The organism is Tsuneonella deserti (genome assembly GCF_014644315.1).
Classification (GTDB): Bacteria; Pseudomonadota; Alphaproteobacteria; order Sphingomonadales; family Sphingomonadaceae; genus Tsuneonella; species Tsuneonella deserti.
Map to the genome: position 1 here is coordinate 2,517,899 of NZ_BMKL01000001.1, position 22,818 is coordinate 2,540,716.

Annotated in this window: 27 protein-coding genes; 17 read left to right on the forward strand and 10 right to left on the reverse strand. The window is 66.1% G+C overall.

The window, feature by feature from the left end:
- Window positions 1-97 precede the first annotated feature (97 nt).
- The 3 genes from IEW58_RS12435 to IEW58_RS12445 are packed head-to-tail and all read left to right on the forward strand — an operon-like array spanning window position 98 to window position 3,667.
- A complete protein-coding gene (locus IEW58_RS12435; protein ID WP_188645814.1) occupies window positions 98-1,624 on the forward strand; it encodes a fumarate hydratase in 1,527 nt (508 codons plus the stop codon).
- Complete coding sequence (locus IEW58_RS12440) at window positions 1,621-2,931, forward strand: sensor histidine kinase (protein WP_229658578.1); 1,311 nt, start codon at window positions 1,621-1,623, stop codon at window positions 2,929-2,931. Before IEW58_RS12435 ends, IEW58_RS12440 begins: the two co-directional genes overlap by 4 nt.
- Entirely contained in the window at window positions 2,924-3,667 is a 744-nt protein-coding gene (locus tag IEW58_RS12445; RefSeq protein WP_188645408.1) for a LytR/AlgR family response regulator transcription factor, read from the forward strand. The genes IEW58_RS12440 and IEW58_RS12445 overlap by 8 nt, the downstream gene beginning before the upstream one ends.
- Before the next feature lie 42 nt (window positions 3,668-3,709).
- Here the strand turns inward: IEW58_RS12445 and IEW58_RS12450 are convergent, their stop codons facing one another.
- Window positions 3,710-4,000 carry a UrcA family protein gene (locus tag IEW58_RS12450; protein WP_188645409.1) on the reverse strand — a complete coding sequence of 97 codons (291 nt, stop codon included), beginning with the start codon at window positions 3,998-4,000 and terminating at the stop codon, window positions 3,710-3,712.
- A gap of 215 nt (window positions 4,001-4,215) precedes the next feature.
- Between IEW58_RS12450 and IEW58_RS12455 the strand changes: the two genes are divergently transcribed.
- The 3 genes from IEW58_RS12455 to IEW58_RS12465 are packed head-to-tail and all read left to right on the forward strand — an operon-like array spanning window position 4,216 to window position 6,227.
- Window positions 4,216-4,482, forward strand: coding sequence for a hypothetical protein (locus tag IEW58_RS12455; RefSeq protein WP_188645410.1), 267 nt, complete (start codon window positions 4,216-4,218; stop codon window positions 4,480-4,482).
- A 43-nt stretch (window positions 4,483-4,525) separates the two neighbouring features.
- Window positions 4,526-5,377, forward strand: a complete 852-nt coding sequence (locus IEW58_RS12460; protein ID WP_188645411.1) for a diacylglycerol kinase family protein — start codon at window positions 4,526-4,528, stop codon at window positions 5,375-5,377.
- Window positions 5,367-6,227 carry a metallophosphoesterase family protein gene (locus IEW58_RS12465; RefSeq protein ID WP_188645412.1) on the forward strand — a complete coding sequence of 287 codons (861 nt, stop codon included), beginning with the start codon at window positions 5,367-5,369 and terminating at the stop codon, window positions 6,225-6,227. The genes IEW58_RS12460 and IEW58_RS12465 overlap by 11 nt, the downstream gene beginning before the upstream one ends.
- 75 nt (window positions 6,228-6,302) lie before the next feature.
- Here IEW58_RS12465 and rpsI read toward each other — a convergent pair whose 3' ends face one another.
- From rpsI to IEW58_RS12485, 4 genes are all read right to left on the reverse strand, one after another.
- On the reverse strand, window positions 6,303-6,866 hold the full coding sequence (rpsI, locus tag IEW58_RS12470) for a 30S ribosomal protein S9 (RefSeq protein ID WP_188645413.1): 564 nt from the start codon (window positions 6,864-6,866) through the stop codon (window positions 6,303-6,305).
- A complete protein-coding gene (rplM, locus tag IEW58_RS12475) occupies window positions 6,866-7,345 on the reverse strand; it encodes a 50S ribosomal protein L13 (protein WP_188645414.1) in 480 nt (159 codons plus the stop codon). Before rplM ends, rpsI begins: the two co-directional genes overlap by 1 nt.
- Window positions 7,346-7,474: 129 nt before the next feature.
- On the reverse strand, window positions 7,475-7,786 hold the full coding sequence (gene cutA / locus IEW58_RS12480; protein ID WP_188645415.1) for a divalent-cation tolerance protein CutA: 312 nt from the start codon (window positions 7,784-7,786) through the stop codon (window positions 7,475-7,477).
- A complete protein-coding gene (locus IEW58_RS12485; RefSeq protein ID WP_229658579.1) occupies window positions 7,783-8,856 on the reverse strand; it encodes a COX15/CtaA family protein in 1,074 nt (357 codons plus the stop codon). The genes cutA and IEW58_RS12485 overlap by 4 nt, the downstream gene beginning before the upstream one ends.
- A 97-nt stretch (window positions 8,857-8,953) precedes the next feature.
- Between IEW58_RS12485 and IEW58_RS12490 the strand changes: the two genes are divergently transcribed.
- The gene (locus IEW58_RS12490; RefSeq protein WP_188645416.1) at window positions 8,954-9,388 is read left to right on the forward strand and encodes a MerC domain-containing protein; all 435 of its coding nucleotides are present in this window, start codon (window positions 8,954-8,956) and stop codon (window positions 9,386-9,388) included.
- Complete coding sequence (gene thiS, locus IEW58_RS12495; protein ID WP_188645417.1) at window positions 9,360-10,340, forward strand: sulfur carrier protein ThiS; 981 nt, start codon at window positions 9,360-9,362, stop codon at window positions 10,338-10,340. Before IEW58_RS12490 ends, thiS begins: the two co-directional genes overlap by 29 nt.
- Before the next feature lie 33 nt (window positions 10,341-10,373).
- Here the strand turns inward: thiS and IEW58_RS12500 are convergent, their stop codons facing one another.
- Window positions 10,374-11,285 carry a dimethylarginine dimethylaminohydrolase family protein gene (locus tag IEW58_RS12500; RefSeq protein ID WP_188645418.1) on the reverse strand — a complete coding sequence of 304 codons (912 nt, stop codon included), beginning with the start codon at window positions 11,283-11,285 and terminating at the stop codon, window positions 10,374-10,376.
- 101 nt (window positions 11,286-11,386) lie between these two features.
- Here IEW58_RS12500 and IEW58_RS12505 point away from each other — a divergent pair, with 101 nt between their 5' ends.
- Together IEW58_RS12505 and IEW58_RS12510 are read left to right on the forward strand one after the other, a co-directional pair.
- Window positions 11,387-11,914: a hypothetical protein gene (locus IEW58_RS12505; protein WP_188645419.1), complete on the forward strand. Its 528-nt coding sequence runs from the start codon at window positions 11,387-11,389 to the stop codon at window positions 11,912-11,914.
- A 40-nt stretch (window positions 11,915-11,954) separates the two neighbouring features.
- Window positions 11,955-12,458: a hypothetical protein gene (locus IEW58_RS12510; protein ID WP_188645420.1), complete on the forward strand. Its 504-nt coding sequence runs from the start codon at window positions 11,955-11,957 to the stop codon at window positions 12,456-12,458.
- Here IEW58_RS12510 and IEW58_RS12515 read toward each other — a convergent pair.
- The 4 genes from IEW58_RS12515 to IEW58_RS12530 form a co-directional block, all read right to left on the reverse strand.
- The gene (locus IEW58_RS12515) at window positions 12,455-14,251 is read right to left on the reverse strand and encodes an AMP-dependent synthetase/ligase (RefSeq protein WP_188645421.1); all 1,797 of its coding nucleotides are present in this window, start codon (window positions 14,249-14,251) and stop codon (window positions 12,455-12,457) included. The genes IEW58_RS12510 and IEW58_RS12515 overlap by 4 nt on opposite strands.
- Before the next feature lie 77 nt (window positions 14,252-14,328).
- Window positions 14,329-16,050, reverse strand: a complete 1,722-nt coding sequence (gene ggt, locus IEW58_RS12520) for a gamma-glutamyltransferase (RefSeq protein WP_188645422.1) — start codon at window positions 16,048-16,050, stop codon at window positions 14,329-14,331.
- Window positions 16,051-16,061: 11 nt separating this feature from the next.
- Complete coding sequence (locus IEW58_RS12525) at window positions 16,062-17,087, reverse strand: quinone-dependent dihydroorotate dehydrogenase (protein ID WP_188645423.1); 1,026 nt, start codon at window positions 17,085-17,087, stop codon at window positions 16,062-16,064.
- A 254-nt stretch (window positions 17,088-17,341) separates the two neighbouring features.
- Window positions 17,342-17,902: a hemerythrin domain-containing protein gene (locus IEW58_RS12530; protein WP_229658580.1), complete on the reverse strand. Its 561-nt coding sequence runs from the start codon at window positions 17,900-17,902 to the stop codon at window positions 17,342-17,344.
- Window positions 17,903-18,074: 172 nt separating this feature from the next.
- Between IEW58_RS12530 and IEW58_RS12535 the strand changes: the two genes are divergently transcribed.
- From IEW58_RS12535 to IEW58_RS12565, 7 genes are all read left to right on the forward strand, one after another.
- Entirely contained in the window at window positions 18,075-18,476 is a 402-nt protein-coding gene (locus tag IEW58_RS12535; protein ID WP_188645424.1) for an SUF system Fe-S cluster assembly regulator, read from the forward strand.
- Window positions 18,477-18,481: 5 nt separating this feature from the next.
- The gene (gene sufB, locus IEW58_RS12540; RefSeq protein WP_229658581.1) at window positions 18,482-19,975 is read left to right on the forward strand and encodes a Fe-S cluster assembly protein SufB; all 1,494 of its coding nucleotides are present in this window, start codon (window positions 18,482-18,484) and stop codon (window positions 19,973-19,975) included.
- Window positions 19,972-20,472 (forward strand): endonuclease domain-containing protein, encoded by a 501-nt coding sequence (locus IEW58_RS12545; protein ID WP_188645425.1) that lies wholly within the window; start codon window positions 19,972-19,974, stop codon window positions 20,470-20,472. Before sufB ends, IEW58_RS12545 begins: the two co-directional genes overlap by 4 nt.
- A 136-nt stretch (window positions 20,473-20,608) precedes the next feature.
- Window positions 20,609-20,938 (forward strand): hypothetical protein, encoded by a 330-nt coding sequence (locus tag IEW58_RS12550; RefSeq protein WP_188645426.1) that lies wholly within the window; start codon window positions 20,609-20,611, stop codon window positions 20,936-20,938.
- Window positions 20,939-20,940: 2 nt separating this feature from the next.
- Window positions 20,941-21,684 (forward strand): Fe-S cluster assembly ATPase SufC, encoded by a 744-nt coding sequence (gene sufC / locus IEW58_RS12555; protein WP_188645819.1) that lies wholly within the window; start codon window positions 20,941-20,943, stop codon window positions 21,682-21,684.
- Entirely contained in the window at window positions 21,681-22,076 is a 396-nt protein-coding gene (locus IEW58_RS12560; RefSeq protein ID WP_188645427.1) for a hypothetical protein, read from the forward strand. The genes sufC and IEW58_RS12560 overlap by 4 nt, the downstream gene beginning before the upstream one ends.
- Window positions 22,073-22,816, forward strand: a complete 744-nt coding sequence (locus tag IEW58_RS12565) for a SufD family Fe-S cluster assembly protein (RefSeq protein ID WP_188645428.1) — start codon at window positions 22,073-22,075, stop codon at window positions 22,814-22,816. The genes IEW58_RS12560 and IEW58_RS12565 overlap by 4 nt, the downstream gene beginning before the upstream one ends.
- Window positions 22,817-22,818: the final 2 nt, after the last annotated feature.

The window sequence follows — 22,818 nt, forward strand, 5'->3', positions numbered from 1 at the left end:
CAGGCGCGCCAAGCGCTTTGACGCCTTGCGCCATCGAAGACTATCGGGCTGTTGCGAATCTGCGGGCAAGGGATAGGTTTCGATGAGCGACTTGAATATGGCCGATCCGGTGACGATCCGGGAGGAGGATCTCGTCGAGAGCGTCGCGGACGCGCTGCAATTCATCAGCTACTACCACCCCATGGACTATATCCGCGCGCTCGGCGCGGCTTACGAGGCGGAGCGGGGCCCGGCGGCAAAGGACGCAATCGCGCAGATCCTCACCAACAGCCGAATGTGCGCCGAAGGCCACAGGCCGATCTGCCAGGACACGGGCATCGTCAACGTCTTCGTGAAATGGGGACAGGATTGCCGGCTGGGTTCAAGCCGCAGCCTGCAGGACGTGGTCGATGAAGGCGTGCGCCGCGCCTACAACCACCCGGAGAACAAGCTGCGCGCCTCGGTCCTCGCCGACCCCGCGTTCACCCGCCGCAACACCCGCGACAACACGCCCTGCGTGCTGTCGGTGGAAATGGTGCCGGGCAACACCGTTTCCGTCGACGTCGCCGCCAAGGGAGGCGGCAGCGAGAACAAGTCGAAGTTCAAGATGATGAATCCCAGCGATTCGATCGTTGACTGGGTGCTTGAGATGCTGCCGCAGATGGGCGCCGGCTGGTGTCCGCCAGGGATGCTCGGCATCGGCATCGGCGGCACTGCCGAACACTGCGTCAGGCTCGCCAAGCAGAGCCTGATGGAGCCGATCGACATGGCGCAGCTCAAGGCGCGCGGCCCTCAGAACGACCTCGAGGCGCTGCGGATCGAGATATTCGACAAGGTGAACGCGCTCGGCATCGGTGCGCAGGGTCTGGGCGGCCTGGCGACGATTCTCGACGTAAAGATCCTCGACTGGCCTTGCCATGCAGCGGGCAAGCCGGTGGCGATGATCCCCAACTGCGCTGCCACCCGCCACGCGCACTTTACCCTCGATGGTTCCGGCCCGGCGTTTCTGGAACCGCCGAGCCTGGACCAATGGCCCGAAGTGCACTGGCAGCCTGACGCCGCAGCGAGGCGCGTCGATCTCGATCACCTGACGCCCGAGGAAGTGCAGAGCTGGAAGGCGGGCGACCGGCTGCTGCTCAACGGCGCGATGCTGACCGGGCGCGACGCCGCACACAAGCGCATCGCCGATATGCTGGCAAAGGGCGAGGAGCTGCCCGTGAGCTTCAAGGGGCGCGCAATCTACTACGTCGGTCCGGTCGACCCCGTGATGGGTGAGGTGGTCGGTCCTGCCGGGCCGACAACGGCGACCCGGATGGACAAGTTCACGGACACGATGCTTCAGCTCGGCCTGCTGGCCATGATCGGCAAGGCGGAGCGAGGGCAGGGCGCGGTGCAGGAAATCGCGCGGCACAAGGTCGCCTACCTGATGGCGGTCGGCGGCGCGGCCTATCTGGTAAGCCGGGCGATCCGCGAGGCGCGGGTGGTGGCGTTCGAGGACCTCGGGATGGAGGCGATCTACGAATTCCGGGTGACCGACATGCCGGTAACCGTCGCGGTCGATTCCACCGGCGCCAATGTCCACACCCTCGCTCCCGCCGAGTGGCGCGCGAAGATCGCTGCCGAGCATCTGTTGCCGACTGCGTGACCTGCGTCGATGAAACGCCGACCGCGTTCGACGCGCGCGCTGGCGTGCCATCGGCGGACGCTGCACAAGCGGGGCCGATGAACCTCGTCGATTCCGAAGCGCCCGTGCGCGTGCCTCTGCGCATGGTGATCGCCTCGATCGTCGGGCTCTGGGTCTGCTATCTCGTGCTGACCACAATCCGCTCGGCTGTGGGGCTCGAACTGCAGTCCGAACTTTTCTGGCGGCGCGGACTCGTCACCCTCGCCGGGATGGCGATCACGCTGGTCCTCTTTCTGATGTTGCGCCTGTTCGATCGTCAGCGATTGTGGGTGCAGATCGTCGCCGCGCTGGCGCTGGCGATGCCCGCCGCCGGCTTGATCGCCTTTACCAACGAACGCGTGTTCGCGGACGTGCAGGAGCGAGTGAACGCCAAGATCATCGAGCGCCAGGGCTACGCATTGCGCCGCGACCAATCGGGCAACCTCATTATCGAAGGACCCGCCCCGGCCAAGGGGGGCGACCCTGCGGGTGACGATCCCCTGGGGTCCGACAATCCCCGCGCGCAGATACTGCTTCCCGGTGAAGACGAAGGCGGATCGCGCCTGGTCGCGCTGCTCGATCTTGCCTTGAGCCGCTACTTCCTGCTGCTTGCCTGGGCGGCGCTCTACTTTACGCTGCTCGGCGGCGAGCGCACCCGCGCGGCCGAGCGGCGCGAGGCGAGTTTCCGCAGCGCCGCGCGGGCCGCCGAGCTGCGTTCGCTGCGCTACCAGGTCAATCCGCACTTCCTCTTCAACACGCTCAATTCGCTGTCCTCGCTGGTGATGACCGGCAAGACGGAACGCGCGGAAGAGATGATCCAGGGCCTGTCCAGCTTCTATCGCCATAGCCTCGCCGAGGATCCCACCGGCGACGTGGGTCTTGCGGACGAGATAGATCTTCAGCGGCATTACCTGTCGGTCGAGGCGCTGCGCTTTCCCGACCGCCTTCGCGTACGCATCGAGCTTCCCGAAGAACTGGCGGATGCCCGGATACCCGGCATGATCCTGCAACCGCTGGTAGAGAATTCGGTCAAGTATGCGGTCGCGGCCAGCAGCCGGCCGGTGACAGTGGAGATTGCCGCGCGGTCCGAATACGGACGCCTGGTAGTCACCGTCAGCGATGACGGGCCCGGCCTGCCCAAGGATCCGGGAAAGGGTTTCGGGATCGGCCTCGCCAATGTTCGCGACCGGCTGGCCGCCCGGTTCGGGGAGGATGCGATGATAGTTTCGGGACCGGTCGAGCGTGGCTACCGCAGCGAACTGCGCCTGCCGCTGGTGCGGCATGACTGAAGTCGACGCCGCACCGGGCCTGCGCACTCTTATCGTCGATGACGAACCGCTGGCGGTGGAGCGGATGCAGGTGATCTGCGCCCGCCTGCCGGAGCTTCGCGTGGTCGGCACTGCCAGCGACGGTGCGGCTGCGCTCCGGCTGATCGAGGCGCTGGCTCCTGAACTGGTCCTGCTCGACCTTACCATGCCCGAGGTGGACGGCCTTGCGGTCGCGCGCAAGCTCGCTCGCCAGCCGAAACGGCCGGCGGTCATCTTCGTGACCGCGCACGAGCACTTTGCAGTCGAAGCCTTCGATCTCGACGCAGTGGATTACGTGCTCAAGCCGGTGGCTCCGGAACGGCTGCGCAGGGCGGTCGACCGGGCTTTGGCGCGCCGCGGTTCGCAAGGCCGGCCGGCCGAGGGCACCTGGCTGGAGGAACTATGGGTTCCCCATCGCGCCGAGCTTCTGCGCATCGAGGTTGCGCAAGTCTCGCGTATCGATGCAGAGCGCGATTACGTGAGACTGCATGTAGGTGATCGCAGCTACCTGTTATTGCAGACGATCGCGGGGCTTGAGGCCAGGCTCGACCCTGCCGAGTTCATCCGCATCCACCGCTCGACCATCTTGCGGCGCGATTGCATTCGCGGGCTGCGGCACGACGGCCTTGGCGTCTGGTCGATCGAACTGGAGGACGGCACGACCTTGCGGATCGGCCGGACCTACCTTGCCAAGGTGAAGGCTATGGCTGGCCGCTAGCGCGGCTTCGCGTCGAAGCAAAGCCGCGCCTGCGGCAGCTCATCAACCGCCCTTCTGAACCTCTGAGACGATCGACGCCATCTGCTGTCGCGCAGCAAGGCGGAGGTTGGCGTAGCATGCGGTGACGGATGCGTGCCGAACCCGCGAACCGGTACGCTTCGCGTCGACGAGGCAATAGTCTCGCGCGCGCTGGTCGATCCTGCGCTCCAGTTTCGCCTGGTCCTGAGCGTCGGACAGGTCGAGATCGTGGTACGGGACCACGAAGTCCTGCGCCATGGCGGGTGTCGCGGCAGCGAGAGCAACGGCAGCGAACGCAATCGTATTCAGTCGCATCTTGTTTTCTCCCTTGGTGGCGGCGGTCGCCCCTCCGGGGATGGCATCGGGCAACCGCCTGACTATTGGAATACCGCCCTCCCGGGCACGGGTCGCTCAGTGCTCGACCGCCTGCCCGGATGGCTCGATGCCCGTAAGCGCGGCCGACGGCGTGCCGACAGAGCCGGACCGACCGCCGTTGCCAATCGACGAACCGCCACCCACATTCCGGGGGCATGGCACTGGCGCTCGTCTTCCTGCTCGGTATCGGCAATTTCGCGATGCATGGAGCCGTTCTCGGCAGCGGACATCCGATGCTTGGGCGCAGCCCGTGGTTCCTTCACTTGCTCGGCGGGCGGCTCACCCTGCTCACCGAATTCCTGCTGCTGCTTGCAGCGCTCCTGCTCGCCGCCGAGGGTTGGAACTGGGCCGTGTGGGCATATTGTGGCTATTCGGTACTCAACGCACTGGCCGCCTGGCTGATACTGACTCGACGGGTTTGACGATGCGGCGGAACCGCAGCGGTCCAGAGGCACTTGTGTGGGCATGAGGGACTCCGACGAAACCTGGTTCATCTACAACGGCGCGAGCGGAAGCCACGACGAGGCGCTGCTCGATGCTCTCGTCCGGGCGATGGGCGCGGCTGGGCGCCGGCCCGCCAAGGTGCTGGACTGCAAGGACGGAACTCCCGACGGAGCAGCGGCAAACGCGGCAGGACTGGCTCTGGTCGTGATTCACGGCGGTGACGGGACCATCAGCCGGACGATCGGCGGTCTCGAAGGGTTCGCCGGCGCAGCCCTTCCATTGCCCGGCGGCACGTTCAACCTGCTCGCGCGCGAGATGTTCGGCGAGCGCGATCCGCTGGCGATCGTCGGCCTGCTGGGAGAAGGACGGCTGGTGCCGACGCGTCGCAAGTGCATCCGCGGGGCCGGCGTGCTCGCCCTGACGGAACTGCTTGCAGGACCTGGTGCGAAGTGGGCCGACGTGCGCGAGGGAATCCGCGAGGCCAACATCGGCGAGGTGATCGCCAAGGGATGGGACGCGGCTGCCACCAGCACGGTAGGCCCGATGATCGCCCTTGCCTCTCCAGGCGGTGGGCGCGACGAAGGTTATGCTGGCATACGCCTCTGCCCGAGGGGCACAGGAATCGAAATCGAGGGCTACGGCGCGGAAGGCCTGGGAGATTACGTCCAGCAGGGGATAGCCATTCTCAAGCGGGATTTCCGCGAAGGACCCCATGACGATCTCGGGATGGCGGACACGGTGATCTGCCGGTCGCTCGCCGGAGAGCCTATCCCGCTGATGGTCGACGGGGAACGCAGCGAAGCCGCCAGCAGCCTGACTTTTTCGCTCGACACGCTCGATTGCGATCTGCTTGGGCTCGCCGATGCCCGATAGGACTTTGCTGTTTCACCTGTCCGACATTCACTTCGGGCTCGAACACAACCGATCGCTGGACTGGGTCGCGGGAGAGATCGCGGAGCGCAAACCGGCCGCGGTGCTGATTACCGGCGATCTTACCATGCGCGCCCGCACCCGCGAGTTCGCCGCCGCGCGAGACTGGATCCTTGGCCTGCAAGCGCCGGTCACGGTGGAGGTGGGCAACCACGACTTGCCGTATTTCAACCTCTTTGAACGCTTTTTCGACCCTTACAAGAAGTTCAGAGGCATGGAATCGGTGGTGGAGAAGGAGCTCGACCTGCCGGGCATCGCGATCGTGCCGCTCAAGACCGCCGCCCGCATGCAGCCGCGGCTCGACTGGTCGAAGGGCTGGGTCAGCGACGCGGCGCTGGAAAAGTGTCTCAACGCCATCGATGCCCTGCCGGCTGGCAAAAGAGTGCTCGTGACCGTACACCACCCGCTGGTCGAGGTCGGCACCAAGGGCACCGCCCTGACCCACGGTGGCACGCGGGCCCTGGCCGAACTCGCCAGGCGCAAGGTCACGGCAGTGCTGTCGGGCCATGTGCACGATCCGTTCGACATGACCGAGCAAACGGTGAACGGGCCGGTGCGGATGATCGGAGCTGGCACCTTGTCGCAGCGCATCCGCTCCACTCCGCAGAGCTTCAACGAGCTGCGTTTCGAACCCGATGGCCGCCTGTGCGTCGAAGCCCGTAACCTGCAGGACGTGCCGACCGAGGCGATGAAGATCGAGCAGGTTCCCGAAGACGCCATGCCGCCGCGCGAGCCGGGTGAGCCTGTCGCGCCGGTTGGCGCCGTCCCGCGAACCGATCCGCCGGTGCACTGATCTGAAGCGGAATGGAAAAAGGGCGGCCCCTTTCGGAGCCGCCCTTCCCAATTCCGCCGTCGCGGAAAAAGAGATCTAGCGCTTGCTGAACTGGAAGCTGCGGCGGGCCTTGGCGCGGCCGTACTTCTTGCGCTCGACGACGCGCGGGTCGCGGGTGAGGAAGCCGGCGGCCTTGACGGTCGCGCGCAGGGTGGGCTCGTACTTGCTCAGCGCCTGGGCGATGCCGTGCTTCACGGCGCCCGCCTGGCCCGAAAGGCCGCCGCCCTTGACGGTGGCGATCACATCGTACTGACCATCGCGGTCGGTCAGGCCGAACACCTGGTTGATAACCAGGCGCAGGGTCGGACGCGCGAAGTAGACTTCCTGGTCGCGGCCGTTGACCACGATCTTGCCGCTGCCGGGCTTGAGCCACACGCGGGCCACGGCGTCCTTGCGGCGACCGGTGGCATAGGCGCGGCCCTGCTTGTCGAGCTCCTGCTCGCGCAGCGGGGCGTTGCTGGTGACGGGGGTGAAGCCGGCACTGGCAGGAGCAGCTTCACTCGCCGGATCGGCGGCGCCGGTCGACAGGTTCTTGAGGTCGGCGAGATCCGACACGGTGTTCTGCGAGCCGGTGTCTGAGCCAGAGTCTTGCGGGGTCATTACGCGGTGACCTTGTTCTTGCGGTTCATCGAAGCGACGTCGAGCGTCTCGGGCTGGTTGCCGGCGTGCGGATGCTCGGTGCCGGCATAAAGGTGCAGCGCCTTCATCTGCTGGCGGCCAAGCGGACCACGCGGAACCATGCGCTCGACGGCCTTTTCCAGCACCCGCTCGGGAAAGCGGCCTTCAAGCACCTTGGCAGCGGTCACTTCCTTGATCCCGCCGATGTATCCGGTGTGCTTGTAGTACTTCTTGTCGCCGAGCTTGTTGCCGGTGAACTTCACCTTGTCGGCGTTGATCACGATAACATGATCGCCGCAATCGACGTGCGGAGTGAAGCTCGGCTTGTGCTTGCCGCGCAGGATGTTGGCGATGATCGTGGCGAGACGGCCGACGACGAGGCCGTCGGCATCGATCAGGTGCCACTTCTTTTCGACCTCGGCCGGCTTGATCGACCGGGTGGTCTTGCTGAGCGCCTTCATGGCTGATGCTACCTTGTTGACGAGATGTGTTACCGCGAATCCCCGCGGGAAGCGGCGCATCTGGCGATAAGGGTGCTTTCAGTCAAGCAAAACCGCGGGTTTGCGGAGAGGTAAAATAATACCGTAAGCTTATTTACCCAGCTCCGCCAGCCATTGCGCCGTCGCCGGAGCGGCCGCATCGCAGCGCCAGCCCAGGATTGCCGGCGCCTCGTACGGGTGGATCTGTTCAAGGCGGGCGACCGCCTTTTCGAGCAGGGCCGCATCGGTCTTGAACAGTGCGCCGGTTTCCCTCGCGTCGCCGCGCTCGTCGTTCCACTGATACAGCGATCGGACTGTGCCGATGAGGTTGGCGCAGGCGATCAGCTTTTCGTCGAGCAACTGGTTCGCCGCGCGCACGGCGCTATCCTCGTCAGGGAAAGGGCACCAGATCAGCGCGGTCATCGCGCCAGAGGCGCTACACCGCGCCCCGCCGCGTGGGCGCACCATGCGGTAGACACCACCACCAGCGCTCCCACCAGCTGGTGCAGGGCGGCAAGCCACAGGGCTACCCCGGTCATCACGGTCGCGATGCCGAGGATGATCTGCGTGCCGAAGGCGCTGTGCAGCGCGATCGAGGCGGGCCGCTCGATCGAGCGCACCCTGCGCGCCAGCACGACCATCGCGGCGACGACCACCCAGGCCCACCAGCGGTGGAGGAAATGGATCAGGAAAGGATCGTGCGCCGCCGCCCAGAGGAACCCGTGCGACGTATCGTACTCGGGCACCAGCCGCCCCTGCATCAGGGGCCAGGTGTCCGAAGCCAACCCGGCGTTCAATCCGGCGACCCAGGCTCCCAGGAGAAGCTGGAAGGCAAGCACGACCGCCGTCACCGTTCCCAGCACGGTCAACCGTGCCGGGCGAGCCAGCCGGTCGCGCTCGAGCGCCAGCAGGTCGAGCGCGGCCCACACCAGCCCCGCGAGCGTGAACAACGCTGTCAGAAGGTGGATGGAGAGCCAGAAGTGGCTGACATCGGTCACTTGTTCCGAAAGGCCGGACTTCACCATGTACCAGCCGAACACGCCCTGCAGGCCGCCCAGCGCAAGCAGCGCGAGCAGACGCGGCTTGTAGCCCGCAGGAATCGCGCGGCGGAGCCAGAACCAGGCAAGCGGCAGCGCGAAGGCGAGGCCGATCATCCGCCCGAGCAGCCGATGGCTCCACTCCCAGAAATAGATGAACTTGTAATCGGCCAGACTCATGCCCGCCGGCCCGTTGATCTGCCGGTATTCGCCGATCTGCTGGTAGGCGGCAAACTCCGCGTTCCACTGCGCATCGCTCAGTGGGGGGAGGGCGCCCGTGACCGGCTTCCATTCGGTAATAGACAGGCCCGATTCAGTCAGCCGGGTGATGCCGCCGACCACCACCATCGCGGTCACGAGTGCCGCCACTGCCAGGAGCCACAGGGCCAAGGCGCGCGGCCGGCCACGGTCCGTTTCCAACGCTGCGCGGCGGGGGGATTGCATTGCTGCGTCCATCGGGCGCGCTTGTGCGTCCGCCCGACGCGAATCGCAAGCTGCTCTTAAGTGCGTGCCTTGCGTAACGATACAGCGTTACATAGATAGTCCGCACGTCATGGCGAACACGCTTCTTGCCTCGATTCGCAACCGGATCGACCGCGTCGGTATCACGCTGTCCGCGTTGTGCGTGGTGCACTGCCTCGCGACCCTCGCGCTCGTCTCCATGCTCGGCATCGGCGGGAGCCTGCTCGCCAATCCCCGCATCCACGAGGCCGGCCTCGCGCTGGCGACGATAATCGCTGCGGTGGCGATCGGTCTCGGGGCGCTGCGTCATCGCCGCGCTGTCCCATTCGTCACCGCGATGACCGGCCTGTCATTCATGGGCGGCGCGCTGGCCATGCCGCATGGCTACCAGGAGGCGGTGCTGACGATCATCGGCGTCGCGCTGGTATCGCTGGGGCACATCCTCAACTTGCGCGCCAGCGCCTTGCTTGGGCGGCGCTGTTCGCTATCTGGCGGGAATGCCTGCAGCGCTGAACCTGATCGTTAACGGCGAAAGCCGCCGCACCACCGCCGCCACCGTCGCCGACCTTGTTCGCGAACTGGGGCTCGTGCCCGAGAAAGTCGCGGTCGAGCGCAATGGCGAAATCGCCCCGCGTTCGCAGTTGGCCCGGATTGCCGTTACCGAAGGCGACGTGCTGGAGATCGTCCATTTCGTCGGCGGAGGCGATCACGGGGATTCGTGGGAAATAGCCGGGCGCCGCTTCACCTCGCGCCTGATCGTCGGCACCGGCAAGTACAAGGACTTCGCCCAGAACGCCGCCGCGCTGGAGGCATCGGGCGCCGAGATTGTCACCGTCGCCGTGCGCCGGGTCAACGTCAGCGATCCGAATGCGCCGATGCTGACCGATTTCATCGATCCGCAAAAGACAACCTACCTCCCCAACACCGCCGGCTGCTTTACCGCCGAGGACGCGATCCGCACGCTCCGCCTGGCGCGCGAAGCGGGCGGCTGGGATCTCGTCAAGCTCGAGGTGCTGGGCGAAGCGCGCACGCTCTATCCCGACATGCGCGAAACGCTGAAGGCGACTGAGGTCCTCGCGAACGAAGGTTTCCTGCCGATGGTGTACTGCACCGACGATCCAATCGCCGCGAAGCAGCTCGAGGATGCCGGCGCGGTTGCGGTCATGCCGCTTGGCGCTCCGATCGGTTCGGGGCTCGGAATCCAGAACCGCGTCACCATCCGACTGATCGTGGAAGGGGCGCGAGTGCCGGTCCTGGTCGATGCGGGAGTCGGCACCGCGAGCGATGCGGCGGTGGCGATGGAGCTTGGCTGTACCGGCGTCCTCATGAACACCGCAATTGCAGAGGCGAAGGATCCGATCCGCATGGCCCGGGCGATGAAGCTCGCCGTCCAGGCCGGGCGCGAGGCCTACCTCGCCGGGCGGATGGCGACCCGCAAGTACGCCGATCCGTCCAGCCCGCTGGCAGGACTGATCTAGGACGGCAGTGACAGCGGCCGCGTGCTGCGGCGCTCAGCCTTCGCGCTGCAACGGCATCGTCAGGCAATGGACGCCGCCGCCGCACGCGGTCAGTTCGTCGAGTTCGAGCTCGTGCACGGTAAAGCCGTGTTCGCGCATCATCCGGGCCACTCGCGGAGTACCAGCGGCGGCGATGATCGAATGTCCGTCGATCGACAGGACGTTGCAGCCGAGGCGGCGGGCCTCCTTGTAGGTGACCGGGATCAGCGCGATCCCGCGCGCGGCCAGCTCCGCCATGAAAGCATCGTCGAGGACATCGGTGCACGCGAGTGCGTGTTTCTCGTCGAGCATGCAGAAGATCGTGTCGAGGTGGAGGAAGTGCTCGTCGAACCGGTAGCGCAGCACATCCCAGCCATCGGCCTCGAATGGCGCGGCGAATTCGGCGGCGCCAGCCTCGTCGGTGCGTGCGCCCGATACCCCGATGATCAAGAGTCCCGGGCGGGCAATGCACACGTCGCCGCCTTCGATCCGGCCCTGACGGATGCGGCGTGGCCTCTCGCCCAGCGCGGAGGTAGCCCAGCCGGCGATCTTGTCGACTTCGCTCGCTCGGTGGTCGAGCGCGGGGTGCAGCGCGACGAGCCCCCATGGCGTGGCGACCGCGGCATCGCGGGTAAAGCACATGTCCGCCTGACCCGCCGCTGGCGGCAGCGAATGGCAGCGCACCCCGCTGGCCTGCAAGAGTTCGCGCAGGCGACCATGCTGTGCCACTGCCCGCGCGTTGTCGGTCGAATATCCCTCGCGGAGAGCTTCTTTCGTAACCGAACAACAGGGCACTGGCGCCAGGTAGCGCGGGGTGCACAGGGCTACGTCGGTCAATCGGTGCGTTTCGCCGCGCACGCGGACAAAAGCAGGCTGAAGACGGGTTTCGGGAAAGGGACGGTGGGCAAGGGCAAAGTCGAGCTTCATGGCCTTACCAGCACCTCGGGCGCTGAATCGTTCCCCGTGCGTGGCTAACGCGATATTAACCACGTGGGGCGATCCTTGGCCATATTGAGGGGGTAGGCAGCATGGCCGTCAAGAATGCCGCATCGCTGACGATTTGCGAGATGCGCGAGTTCGCCAGCTTCACCTGTGCCGAGCAGCGCTACATCCGCCGCAGCCTGGACATCGGCCTGGGACGGCAAGATGCCTTCAAGCTGTGGGCGCGCAGCGCCGACGAGTGTGCGGCGATCCGCAGCCAGTACGTCGCCTACCAGGACCTAAAGCTCCTGCGCTCCAGCGTGCCCGCAGAAACCGCGTTCGAGGCGGTCGAAGGGTTTATCGGCAAGCTGACCCGCGTCGCTGCGTTCGACCTGGCGCAAGAGCGGATCGAGTGCTTTTCCGCCTTCCGCTTCCTCTACGAGCGCCTGCTCGGCGCCGATGCGCGGCCTTGGCTGCCGAGCGCGTTCTGCGCCGCGGCCGCGCTGCCGCAGATCCGCCCGAGCCGCCGCAAGGTGCTGCTGCAGAGCCTGAGCGAAGCCGCCGCCACCGCGCCCGGGTGGAGCGATCGTGCTCCGAGCTTCTACCCGGAATATATCGAGCGGGAGGCTGCCTGAGGGAAGCTTCGCTTAAGGAATTCGCTCATAAAACGGAGCGATGTCAGCCTTAGGCAACCATTCTCAGTTCGATGTCGCGGGCGAGCCACTGCGCAACGTGGCCCCGCTTTGGCGCGGCGCGATGATCGAGCGCTACGCCCGGACCGAGCATTTCGTTCTCAGGTCCCTCAAATGCCTCGCGCAGCATCGCATCGCGCTGTGCGATAACGCATTTGCGCCCCTCCCCAAGGTGCGGCTGAACGCGCTTATCTTGGCGCTACGGAAAAACGATTTCGAGCAGCGCCAGTTGCCTGCGCTTGCATCGCTCGAGGATCTTCAGTCCCGCTGGGACGAGCGAAATGCATTGTCTCATGGGCGATTCCGCGTCGGCGCCCGCTCCGTGACCGTGATATGGACGGCCATGGACAAGGGGCCGGTCGAGAAAAACCTCACCTTGCAGGTTACCGACATGCTGGAGAGGCTGGCCGCGCTCGATACCCTGCAGCGCGTATTGGGGGCGCGGCTCGGTCATGTCGATGCCGCATGCAAGCGCAGGGCGCCCTAGCTCTTGTAGAGAGCGTCCATCCGCGCGCCATACCGCTCGCGGATCTTGTGCCGGCGTATCTTGAGGCTCGGGGTCATTTCCTCGTTGTCGGTGGTGAACGGCTCGTCCGCGAAGGCGAACTGGCGGACCTTCTCGATCACCGACAGCTCCTTGTTCGTCCGGTCGACCGCCGCGCGTACCGCGCTGCGGAACGCGGGCAGGTCCTGCAGCGCCTTGAAATCCAGCTTTTCGTCGTTTGCCTTGGCCCACTCAAGCGCCCATTCGGCATCCGGGACGATCAGGCCCACCAGGTAAGGCCGCCGGTCGCCGCTGACCATCGCCTGGGCGATCTCAGGCTGGAGCGTCAGCATGCCCTCCACCTTCTGCGGGGCCACGTTGTCGCCCTTGTCGTTGACGATCATGTCCTTCTTGCGATCGGTGATCACGATGCGGCCCTGCGCGTCCAGGTGGCCGATATCACCGGTGTGGAGCCAGCCGTCCTTGAGCGCCTTCTCGGTTTCGGCCTTGTTCTGCCAGTAGCCATGCATCACCAGCTCGCCGCGGACGAGGATCTCGCCATCCTCGGCAATCCTGACCTCGACCCCTTTGAGCGGCGGGCCGACCGTGTCCATCTTGATACCCGCCCTGGGGCGGTTGCAGCTGATGACCGGGCCGGCTTCGGTCTGACCGTAGCCCTGCAGCATCGTCAGCCCCATCGCCTCGAAGAAGGTGCCGACTTCGGGGTTAAGCGGCGCACCGCCCGAAACCATCGCCTTGATCCGCCCGCCGAAACGCGCGCGGATCTTGGGCCGCAGCAGCTTCTCGATGACGAGGTCGATCGGCCGGTCGCGCAGGCGCTTCCTCGGCTGGCCGGCGATCTCCAGTGCGCGGGTCATGAGGTAATTGGGCACCTTGCCCTGCTTTTCGACCAGCTTCATTATCCGCGCGCGCAGCACCTCGAACAGGCGCGGGACCACGACCATGATCGTCGGCTTCGTCTCCTCGATATTGCTGGCGAGCTTCTCGAGCCCTTCCGAATAGAAGATCTCCGCCCCGCATCCGATAGGGAGGAACTGCCCACCCGTGTGTTCATAGGCATGGGACAGCGGCAGGAACGAGAGGAAGCGCTCGTCGTCGTCAAGCCCGAAATCCTGCGCGAGCACTTCGGCCGCCCCCGCAACGTTGCACAGGATCGCGCCGTGGTGCTGCAACACGCCGCGCGGCGCGCCGCCGGTGCCGCTGGTGTAGATGATGCAGGCGGTATCGCCGCGGCCGATGCCGGAGATACGGGAATCAACCGCCCGCCGCGCTTCGGTCGTGTCGCCCTCGAGCAGCGTTTCCCAGGGGTGGCAGGCAATCTGGCCGCCCTGGTACTGGCGGATGCCGTCGATCGGTATGACGATTTCCGCGATCCCGGTGCGCATCATCGCCGGGATGAGCGGCACCGATAGCTTTTCGGTCGATACGATCACCGCCCTCGCGCCAGAATTATCGAGGATGTGCTGGTGATCGCGCTCCGTATTGGTGACGTAGGCCGGCACGGTAACGCAGCCAGCGGCCATGATCGCCAGGTCCGCGATGCACCATTCGGGGCGGTTTTCAGAGACAAGCGCCACCCGATCGCCATCCCCCAGACCCAGCCGGCGCAGGCTCTCGGCAAGCAGGCACACCTGTTCGGCCACTTCGCGCCACGAACGCGTGCGCCACTCGCCGCCGCTCTTCGCGCCCAGGAAAGGACGATCCCCCCTTGTGTCGGCCCGCCTGAGGAAGAGCGCGACGAGATTGTTGGCGGAATCGATATCGCTCAGCTGCAAGGCTCTGGCTCCCTCAAACCGTCTTGCCGTTCAGGGACGGGGACTTAGGGCGGGCGCGCGCCAGCGGCAAGCGGAGGCTACTCCGCCTTCCAGGCGCCCTCGCTGCGCGGATCCGCGGCTCCCACCCAGGCTCCGCCGATCCGCCTGGCGGCGTTGGCCTTGAGCGGCAGCCTGCGCGCTTCGACCTTGTGTCCCAGGGCCCGCAGAGCGGGAGCCATCGCGGCAAGAGATGTCCCCTCTTCGACGATCACCGTGTCGCCGGGGCTGAACAGCACCGGCAGCGCCAGCGCCCGGTCGGGAGCCAGGCCGAAATCGATCATGGCGATCAGGTTCTTGGCCGTCTGCACGGGAATCGTCGCACCGCCCGCCGCGCCGACTGCGATCATGAGGCGGCCAGCGGCATCATAGACAAGCGTCGGGCTCATCGAGCTGCGCGGACGCTTGCCACCCTCGACCCGGTTGGCGACAGGCACGCCGTTGACGCTCGGCACGTTGCTGAAATCGGTCAGCTCGTTGTTGAGATAGAAACCGTCCACCACCAGGCCCGACCCGAAGGCGCTTTCAATGGTGGAGGTATAGCTGACCCCGTTGCCCCAGCGGTCTATGGCGACGAAGTGCGAAGTCCCGTGCTCTTCGGGCTCGTCCCCATCGGCCAAAGCCAACGCGCCCGGAACAGGGCCCGCCGTCACCGCGGGCATGGTGCGGTCGGCCGCGATCAGGCTACCGCGGGCCGCGAGATAATCGGGATCGGTCATTCCCGCGACCGGCACGGTGACGAAATCGGCATCGCCCGAGAACTTCTCCCGGTCGGCGTAGGCGAGCCGCTGCGATTCGGCGAAAAGGTGCCAGAAAGTCGGCGAATCGGGCCCCATCGCCTGGAGGTCGAAACGTTCAAGCTGCTTGAGGATGGCATAGACCGTGGTCGCCCCGGAGGAGGGCGGACCCATTCCGCAGATGCGATAGGTCCGGTACGTGCCGCAAACCGGCGGGCGGTCCTTCGCGCTGTAGCTGGTCACGTCGGTGACGGTCATCGGGCGGGGCCGGGGCGTGTCGGCAGCCACTTCGGCGGCGATCGCGCGCGCCTGCGCCCCTTCGTAGAAAGCGTCCGCGCCATCGCTGGCCAGCCGCTGCATCGTGCTCGCCAGAGCTGGGTTCCGCACCGTGGTTCCCACCGGCAGCGCCTGGCCACCGGGGTCGTAGAACAGCGCCCGCCCATCGGCATCGCGCGCGCCTGTCGCCCGCTCGCCATCGAGCGCGTCATGAAGGCGCGGGGAGATTGCGAAGCCATCTCGTGCAAGCGCGATCGCCGGGGCGAACAGGGCGCTCCAGGGAAGCTTGCCGTTTTCCTTGTGCGCCCGGGCGGCCAGGCGGAGGTTGCCCGGTACCCCGACGCTCAGGCCGCTCGCCTGGGCCTGGGGGAAGGGCAGCGGCTTGCCATTAGGCCCGAAGAACCAGTCCCCCGTCGCGCCGGCTGGAGCCGTCTCGCGCCCGTCGATGGTGGAGACGTGACCCGCCGCGTCGCCGCGTACAAAGAAGCCGCCGCCGCCGATGCCCGAGCTCTGCGGTTCGACCACCGTGAGTGCGAGCATCGTCGCGATCGCTGCGTCGGTCGCGCTGCCGCCCTGGCGGAGCATGGCCATCCCGGCTTCGACCGCGCGCGGGTCGGCTGCCGAAACCAGGCCTGTGGCGGGAGCCGCCGCGTCGCCGGGCGGGACGTGATCGGCAACCGGGGCGGGAAGGGTGGCGCAACCGGCGAGAAGCGGCAGCGCGAAGGCGGACAGGAGGAAGCGGCGAGCCATGGCCGCCACGGCTATTCGCTTCCCACCGCCTCGGCAATCGAATTGAACCCGTCGCGCCGCATCAGCGCCTCGAACCCGCGCGTGATGCGTCGGGCAAGACCGGGGCCTTCATAAACCAGCGCGGTGTAAAGCTGGACGAGAGTAGCGCCTGCGCGGATGCGCTCCCATGCCTGCTCGGCGCTGGCGATGCCGCCCACGCCGATCAGCGGCAGCTGACCGCCCGCAACGGAGCGAAAACGCCGCAGCTGCGCGAGCGCCAGATCATGCAGCGGCGCGCCCGACAGGCCGCCTTTCTCGCCCGCATGGGCGGAGCGGAGTGGCGGTCGGCTGATGGTGGTATTGGCCACGATCAGCCCGGCAATCCCGTTGTCGATCGCCGCCCGGACGATCCGTTCGTGGTCGCCATCTGCCAGATCCGGCGCGACTTTGAGAAATACCGGCGGGTCGGCCGGCCGGCGGTCGGCGGCGATGGCCGAAAGCAATGCCGCCAGTTCCCCTTCGGCCTGGAGGTCGCGCAGACCCGGCGTGTTGGGCGAACTGATGTTGACCGTCAGGTAATCGGCGACCGGCGCAAAGGTCGCGATCCCCGCCAGATAGTCGGCGATCCTGTCGGAAGAATCCTTGTTCGCGCCGACGTTCACCCCAACCACGCCGCGTCGCTTGCGCTTCGTCAGGCGGGCGAGCGCTGCCACCGCTCCGCCGTTGTTGAATCCCATGCGGTTGATGACGGCGCGGTCTTCTCTCAGGCGGAACAGACGCGGACGAGGGTTTCCAGGCTGGGGACGCGGAGTGATCGAACCGACTTCGGCAAAGCCGAAGCCGAGCCGCAGCACAGCGTCAGGGACGGCGGCATCCTTGTCGAATCCCGCAGCGAGTCCCACGGGGTTGGGAAAGTCGAGGCCGGCCACGCGAATCGCCAGCGGACCGGCGGCAGCCGGTCCCGGCGCAGGCACCAGGCCCAGGGCGCCCATCGTAAGCCGATGCGCAGCCTCGGGCTCGAGCGCGAAGAGGGCAGGGGCTATGAGGCGGTACACCATCCGAGCCACCGCCTCTGCCAAGAACCGGGTTCACTGTCGAGCGCCGCGCAGATGTATCGATTTTGGACGAAAATGGCTGAATCATCCATCAAAGCTGTCGCTTTCATACAATGCGATGGCCAGCGACTCAGCTAATAAGACCGTGCGACCCGAAGGGCTCGAAGCTTCCAGCGACGAGTTCCTCTACTTTCAAGCGGCCTCGGTTCTTTTACCGGGGCCGCTTTTTTTCGCCTCTTCCAGTAACGGCTCTGCATTCAGGCGAGCTTGAGCCCTTCCTTATTCATTGCCTTTGTCAATTCGCCGTTTTCCTGCTCGTTCAGCGCCGCGCGAAGTTTCGGAAAGTGCTCGTTTTCTTCAAGCGCCATGTGCTCTTCCAGCTCGTTTCGCAGCGCGCGAACTTTTTCCAGCCACCGTGCATCGTCGCGCTGCATCTCGGTCAACTCGAACAGCAACTGTTTCACGCCGGCATGGTCTTCGTTCAGCCCTTGCGCGGCCGCGAGCAATTCGCGTTGCCGCATCGAGGCGTAGACGGTGTTCTCCTCCTGGAAGGAGTGCTTGCCGATCATGTGCTTGAGTTGGGCCAGGAGGATCGACCGGCGCGCCGTGTCATCCGGATCCGTTTTCTCGATCACGCCGATCAGCGCGAGCGTCGCCTTGTGCTCGGCCGCGAGCGCCTCGTCCCACGCGCCCTTCAGCATCGTCGGAGTCTGGACTGCCAGCTTGCGTGCCGGGTTGGCGAGCAGGCCCAGCAACAACCCGGCTCCACCCGCGAGCAGCATGGGAACGGTGCCGCCATCCTTGTTGAAATCGGCCATCGCTCAATCTCCTGTAACGGGCCCCCTGTAACGAGGGGCCAACGCGGCCCGTGCAGGCCCGTTCCGGCCGACCGATGAAAACGATTCGCAACAAAGCATTGCGTGTTGAAACGGTGTCTCCTTGGGACTAGGTAATCGGACCAATTCAATCCGATTAGGCCCAGCCGCGTCCATGCGCCTTTCCAATCTCGCCGATTACGCTGTTGTCACGATGGGCGCTGCTGCCCGTCATTGCGGTGGGGGACGCACCAGCGCGGCCGAATTGGCCGCGGAAACCGGGTTGCCCGCCCCCACGGTGGCCAAGCTGGTCAGCCGGTTGACGGCGGCGGGCCTGCTGCGCTCCACGCGCGGGGCCAACGGCGGGCTCCAGCTCGCCCGTCCCGCGGCGGCGATCACCTTGGCCGACATCGTCGAAGCGGTCGAAGGTCCGATCGCGCTGACGTTGTGCAGCGAAGGACGGGGCGATTGCGCGGTCGAGGCCGGGTGCGCGGTTCGTCCGCACTGGCCGGTGGTGAACGAGGCGTTGCGCGGGGCGCTGGCGAACGTCTCGCTGATCCAGCTGAGCAGGCATTGAGAAAGATGAGCGAAGACATCGACATGGCGACGGATGTGCAGGACCGCGCAGCGCGCGAGGCGGCCGATCGCGCCGCCGACTACGAGCATGGCTGGTCGGCCGAGATCGACACCGAGTTCGCGCCCAAGGGTCTCAATGAAGACACCGTCCGCTTCATCAGCGCCAAGAAAAACGAGCCCGAGTGGATGCTCGACTGGCGCCTCAAGGCGTTCCGCCTGTGGCAGACGATGACCGAGCCCGACTGGGCCAAGCTCGGCTACCCGGCGATCGATTACCAGGATGCCTATTACTACGCCGCGCCCAAGCCGAAGCCCAAGCTGGGTTCGCTCGATGAACTCGATCCCGAGATCAAGGCGGTTTACGACAAGCTCGGCATTCCGGTGGCGGAGCAGGAAGTGCTCGCGGGGGTCGAGGGCGCGCGCAAGGTCGCGGTCGACGCGGTGTTCGATTCGGTCAGCGTCGCGACGACTTTCCGCGAGGAGCTGAAGCGCGCGGGCGTCATCTTCCTGTCGATCAGCGAGGCGATCCGCGAGCATCCCGAACTGGTCAGGCGCTGGCTCGGCAAGGTCGTGCCGGTGCGCGACAACTACTTCGCCACATTGAACAGCGCGGTCTTTTCCGACGGGACGTTCGTCTACATCCCCGAAGGCGTGCGCTGCCCGATGGAGCTCAGCACGTATTTCCGCATCAATGCCGAGAACACCGGCCAGTTCGAGCGCACGCTGATCATTGCCGAGAAGGGCGCCTACGTCAGCTACCTTGAAGGCTGCACCGCGCCCCAGCGCGACGAGAACCAGCTCCATGCCGCGGTGGTCGAACTGGTCGCGCTCGACGATGCCGAGATCAAGTATTCGACCGTGCAGAACTGGTATCCGGGCGACGCCGAGGGACGCGGCGGGATCTACAACTTCGTCACCAAGCGCGGCCTCTGCCAGGGCGCGCGGTCGAAGATTTCGTGGACCCAGGTCGAGACCGGCAGCGCCGTCACCTGGAAGTATCCGAGCTGCGTCCTCAACGGGGAGGACTCGGTTGGCGAATTTTACTCGGTCGCGGTCACCAACAATTTCCAGCAGGCCGACACCGGCACCAAGATGATCCACAACGGGCGCGGCAGCCGCTCGACGATCATCTCCAAGGGCATTTCGGCGGGCAAGAGCAACAACACCTACCGCGGCCTCGTTCGCGTCGCCGCCAATGCCGATGGCGTGCGCAACTTCACCCAGTGCGATTCGCTGCTGCTGGGCGACAGGTGCGGCGCACACACGGTGCCCTACATCGAGGTGAAGAACCCCACCGCGCAGATCGAGCACGAGGCGACCACTTCCAAGATCAGCGACGACCAGCTGTTCTACGCCATGCAGCGCGGGCTGGGGCAGGAGGAAGCCGTCGCGCTGATCGTCAACGGCTTCGCCAAGGACGTGCTCAAGGAACTGCCGATGGAGTTCGCCGTCGAGGCCCAGAAGCTGCTGGCGATTTCGCTCGAGGGGTCCGTCGGATGACCGAGCGCAAGACTCTCGGCGTAAAGACGGACGCAGCCGCTCCCGCGATCAGGAAGAAGGGGCGGGGCTGGGAAATCTCGGAGAAGCGCCTCGATGCGCTGCACGACCGGGCGCGCGAGATGCGGCGGCATTCGAGCCCGGCGCACAAGGCGCTCGCCGAGCGTTTCGCCAAGGCCGATCTCGGCAAGTACAAGTTCACCCGCCACGCGGTAATCGGCTCCGCGATCGTCGATTTCGGCTGCCCGATGCTCGGCATGGCGTTGTCGATCGACGAGGAAGGGGTGGATCCGGCCATCGCGACGCGGCGCGACAAGAGCCTGGAAGCGGTCGGCATCCGCGTGATGCGGGTGAAGGCGAGCGATATTCTCGAGGACATGGACGCCGTGCTCGCGCGGATCACCGCCGGCATGAAAATGCGCATGGCCGACAAGAAAAGCCGCGCGCGCGAACACGCGGCGGCGAACCCGCGGCAGGACTGGTCGAGGCCGAAGCGGTGATGCTCACCCCCACACCCCATTGTCATGCTGAACCTGGTTCAGCATCCATCTCTCCTCCCGCGCCGACGGCGCCTGGGGCGCGATGGACCCCGAAACGAGTTCAGGGTGACGGTCCCTGGAACTTTGAGGTGGTCAAATGAAAAGCCTCCTGCCTTTCTTCGCCGTCCTCGCGCTCGCCGCCCCCGCCGTCGCCGACGACATCCCGGCCGACCTTGCCGAATCGCGCCTGCGCGGATGCCTGCTCGCGGGCGCGTCGGGCACCGGTCAGACCCAACTTGAAGCCGCCGTGATCCAGGTGCGCGCTTACTGCGGTGCGCAGATCCGGCGCGTGAAGGATCAGCGCGTGAAGGCCGCTGCCGAGGGGCTTTCGGGCAATGACGCCGAAGCCGCGAAGACCCGCGCGATCCGCGCGCTCAACACCGAGATCGCCCAGGCGGTCGCCAACTTTTCCGGACTGACCCAGTGACCATGCTCAGAATCGAAAACCTTCACGCCACCGTCGGCGAAACCGAGATTCTCCGGGGCCTCAGCCTCGAAGTCGGGGCGGGCGAAGTGCACGCGATCATGGGACCCAACGGCGCCGGCAAGTCGACGCTCGCCTATGTCCTTGGCGGGCGGCCCGGCTACGAGGTGACGGCGGGATCGGTGACGTTTCAAGGGCACGACCTGCTCGCACTGGAGCCGCACGAGCGGGCGGCGGCGGGGCTGTTCCTCGGTTTCCAATACCCGGTCGAGATTCCGGGCGTTTCGAACGTCCAGTTCCTGCGTGAAGCGCTTAATGCGCAGCGTTCGGCGCGAAATGAAGCGCTTCTTTCGGGGGGTGACTTCCTCAAACTGGCGCGCGAAAAGGCCGGCTTGCTGAAGCTGGACATGGACATGCTCAAGCGCCCGGTGAACGTCGGCTTCTCCGGCGGCGAGAAGAAACGCGCCGAGATGGTGCAGATGGGGATCCTCGATCCCGCCTTCGCGGTGCTCGACGAAACCGACAGCGGGCTCGACATCGATGCGCTGCGCACGGTGGGCGAAGGCATCAACGCAATCATGAGGAAGCCCGACAAGGGCGTGCTCCTCATCACCCATTACCAGCGGCTGCTCGATTACGTGAAGCCGGACAAGGTCCACGTGCTCGCGAAAGGACGCATCGTCACCTCCGGCGGACCGGAGCTCGCGCGGCAGCTTGAAACCGAAGGCTACGAGGCGGTGGCGGCATGAACACTTTCGCTGCCATCCTCCTGCTCGCGGCCCAGGCTGCCGCACCGGCGACCGCGCCGCGCGAGATCGACCCGAAAGTTGCCGCCCAAGTTCCGATCATCGCCGGCAAGCTTGAGCAATGGCGCGGTGCCTGGGGCGCTGCGGACGGGAAGATCGCCTGCAAGACGATCCGATCGAGCGGTGACCAGGAGATCGACGCGCTCGGCTGCGCATCGATGATCGCCTGCGTGAAACCGGCCTATCCCGCGCTTAAGACGATTGCGGACAGCAAGGCCACCGTGGACGAGAAGAAGCGGCAGATTTCCGCGAAGCTCGCGACCCTGCAGCCGTGCATGAAACAGCATCGCGGACAAGGCATCGCGGAACTGGCGATCAGGCGGGGGCGGGGATGACCCTCGCAGCTCTCCCGACCACGCGCGACGAGAACTGGCGCTACGCCGATCCGGCGGCTCTCGGCGGGCTGCAGGCGGCAGATCTGGATTCGTGGCACGAAACGGTGCTGGCCCCGGGCGAAGTGCGTTCGAAGGACCTGATCCTCGACGATGCTTTTCCCGGCGTCCACCGTTTGCGCATCGACGTGAAAGCCGGCGCCCGGGCTGAATTGTTCGCGGTCCTGTCGGCGGCGAGATACACGCGGCTCGAAGTCGAAGTGACCCTGCACGAAGGCGCGCATTTCCAATTCGGCAGCGTGACTATCGGCGGAGAAGACGTGACCCGTGAAGTGGTCACCCGCGTGACCCACGCCGAACCTGGCGGGTCGAGCGACCAGGTCGTTCGCGCGGTCCACTGGGACACTGCGACGGGCAACTTCCTCGGCCGCATCGCGGTCGCGCGCGATGCGCAGAAGACCGACGCGGCGCAGAGCTTCAAGGCTCTCCTCCTTAGCCGCGGGGCGAGCGCGAACACCAAGCCCGAGCTCGAGATCTTCGCCGACGATGTCAAATGCGCTCACGGCGCCGCCATCGGCCAGATGGACGAAGCGGCGGCCTTCTACATGGCGGCGCGCGGACTTCCGCCCGAAACAGCGCGAAAACTGCTGGTGCGCGCATTCGTCGCGGATGCCTTCGCCGCCCATGCCCAGCCGGACGCCCTGCTCGATGCCGCGCTCGGCGCGCTGGGAGAAGATGCGTGAAC

Coding starts and splice junctions, on each gene's coding strand:
- IEW58_RS12435 (WP_188645814.1), top strand. CDS start 98: ATGGCCGATCCGGTGACGATCCGGGAGGAGGATCTCGTCGAGAGCGTC.
- IEW58_RS12445 (WP_188645408.1), top strand. CDS start 2,924: ATGACTGAAGTCGACGCCGCACCGGGCCTGCGCACTCTTATCGTCGAT.
- IEW58_RS12450 (WP_188645409.1), bottom strand. CDS start 4,000: ATGCGACTGAATACGATTGCGTTCGCTGCCGTTGCTCTCGCTGCCGCG.
- IEW58_RS12455 (WP_188645410.1), top strand. CDS start 4,216: ATGGCACTGGCGCTCGTCTTCCTGCTCGGTATCGGCAATTTCGCGATG.
- IEW58_RS12460 (WP_188645411.1), top strand. CDS start 4,526: ATGAGGGACTCCGACGAAACCTGGTTCATCTACAACGGCGCGAGCGGA.
- IEW58_RS12465 (WP_188645412.1), top strand. CDS start 5,367: ATGCCCGATAGGACTTTGCTGTTTCACCTGTCCGACATTCACTTCGGG.
- rpsI (WP_188645413.1), bottom strand. CDS start 6,866: ATGACCCCGCAAGACTCTGGCTCAGACACCGGCTCGCAGAACACCGTG.
- rplM (WP_188645414.1), bottom strand. CDS start 7,345: ATGAAGGCGCTCAGCAAGACCACCCGGTCGATCAAGCCGGCCGAGGTC.
- cutA (WP_188645415.1), bottom strand. CDS start 7,786: ATGACCGCGCTGATCTGGTGCCCTTTCCCTGACGAGGATAGCGCCGTG.
- IEW58_RS12485 (WP_229658579.1), bottom strand. CDS start 8,856: ATGGACGCAGCAATGCAATCCCCCCGCCGCGCAGCGTTGGAAACGGAC.
- IEW58_RS12490 (WP_188645416.1), top strand. CDS start 8,954: ATGGCGAACACGCTTCTTGCCTCGATTCGCAACCGGATCGACCGCGTC.
- thiS (WP_188645417.1), top strand. CDS start 9,360: ATGCCTGCAGCGCTGAACCTGATCGTTAACGGCGAAAGCCGCCGCACC.
- IEW58_RS12500 (WP_188645418.1), bottom strand. CDS start 11,285: ATGAAGCTCGACTTTGCCCTTGCCCACCGTCCCTTTCCCGAAACCCGT.
- IEW58_RS12505 (WP_188645419.1), top strand. CDS start 11,387: ATGGCCGTCAAGAATGCCGCATCGCTGACGATTTGCGAGATGCGCGAG.
- IEW58_RS12510 (WP_188645420.1), top strand. CDS start 11,955: ATGTCAGCCTTAGGCAACCATTCTCAGTTCGATGTCGCGGGCGAGCCA.
- ggt (WP_188645422.1), bottom strand. CDS start 16,050: ATGGCTCGCCGCTTCCTCCTGTCCGCCTTCGCGCTGCCGCTTCTCGCC.
- IEW58_RS12525 (WP_188645423.1), bottom strand. CDS start 17,087: ATGGTGTACCGCCTCATAGCCCCTGCCCTCTTCGCGCTCGAGCCCGAG.
- IEW58_RS12530 (WP_229658580.1), bottom strand. CDS start 17,902: ATGGCCGATTTCAACAAGGATGGCGGCACCGTTCCCATGCTGCTCGCG.
- IEW58_RS12535 (WP_188645424.1), top strand. CDS start 18,075: ATGCGCCTTTCCAATCTCGCCGATTACGCTGTTGTCACGATGGGCGCT.
- sufB (WP_229658581.1), top strand. CDS start 18,482: ATGAGCGAAGACATCGACATGGCGACGGATGTGCAGGACCGCGCAGCG.
- IEW58_RS12545 (WP_188645425.1), top strand. CDS start 19,972: ATGACCGAGCGCAAGACTCTCGGCGTAAAGACGGACGCAGCCGCTCCC.
- IEW58_RS12550 (WP_188645426.1), top strand. CDS start 20,609: ATGAAAAGCCTCCTGCCTTTCTTCGCCGTCCTCGCGCTCGCCGCCCCC.
- sufC (WP_188645819.1), top strand. CDS start 20,941: ATGCTCAGAATCGAAAACCTTCACGCCACCGTCGGCGAAACCGAGATT.
- IEW58_RS12560 (WP_188645427.1), top strand. CDS start 21,681: ATGAACACTTTCGCTGCCATCCTCCTGCTCGCGGCCCAGGCTGCCGCA.
- IEW58_RS12565 (WP_188645428.1), top strand. CDS start 22,073: ATGACCCTCGCAGCTCTCCCGACCACGCGCGACGAGAACTGGCGCTAC.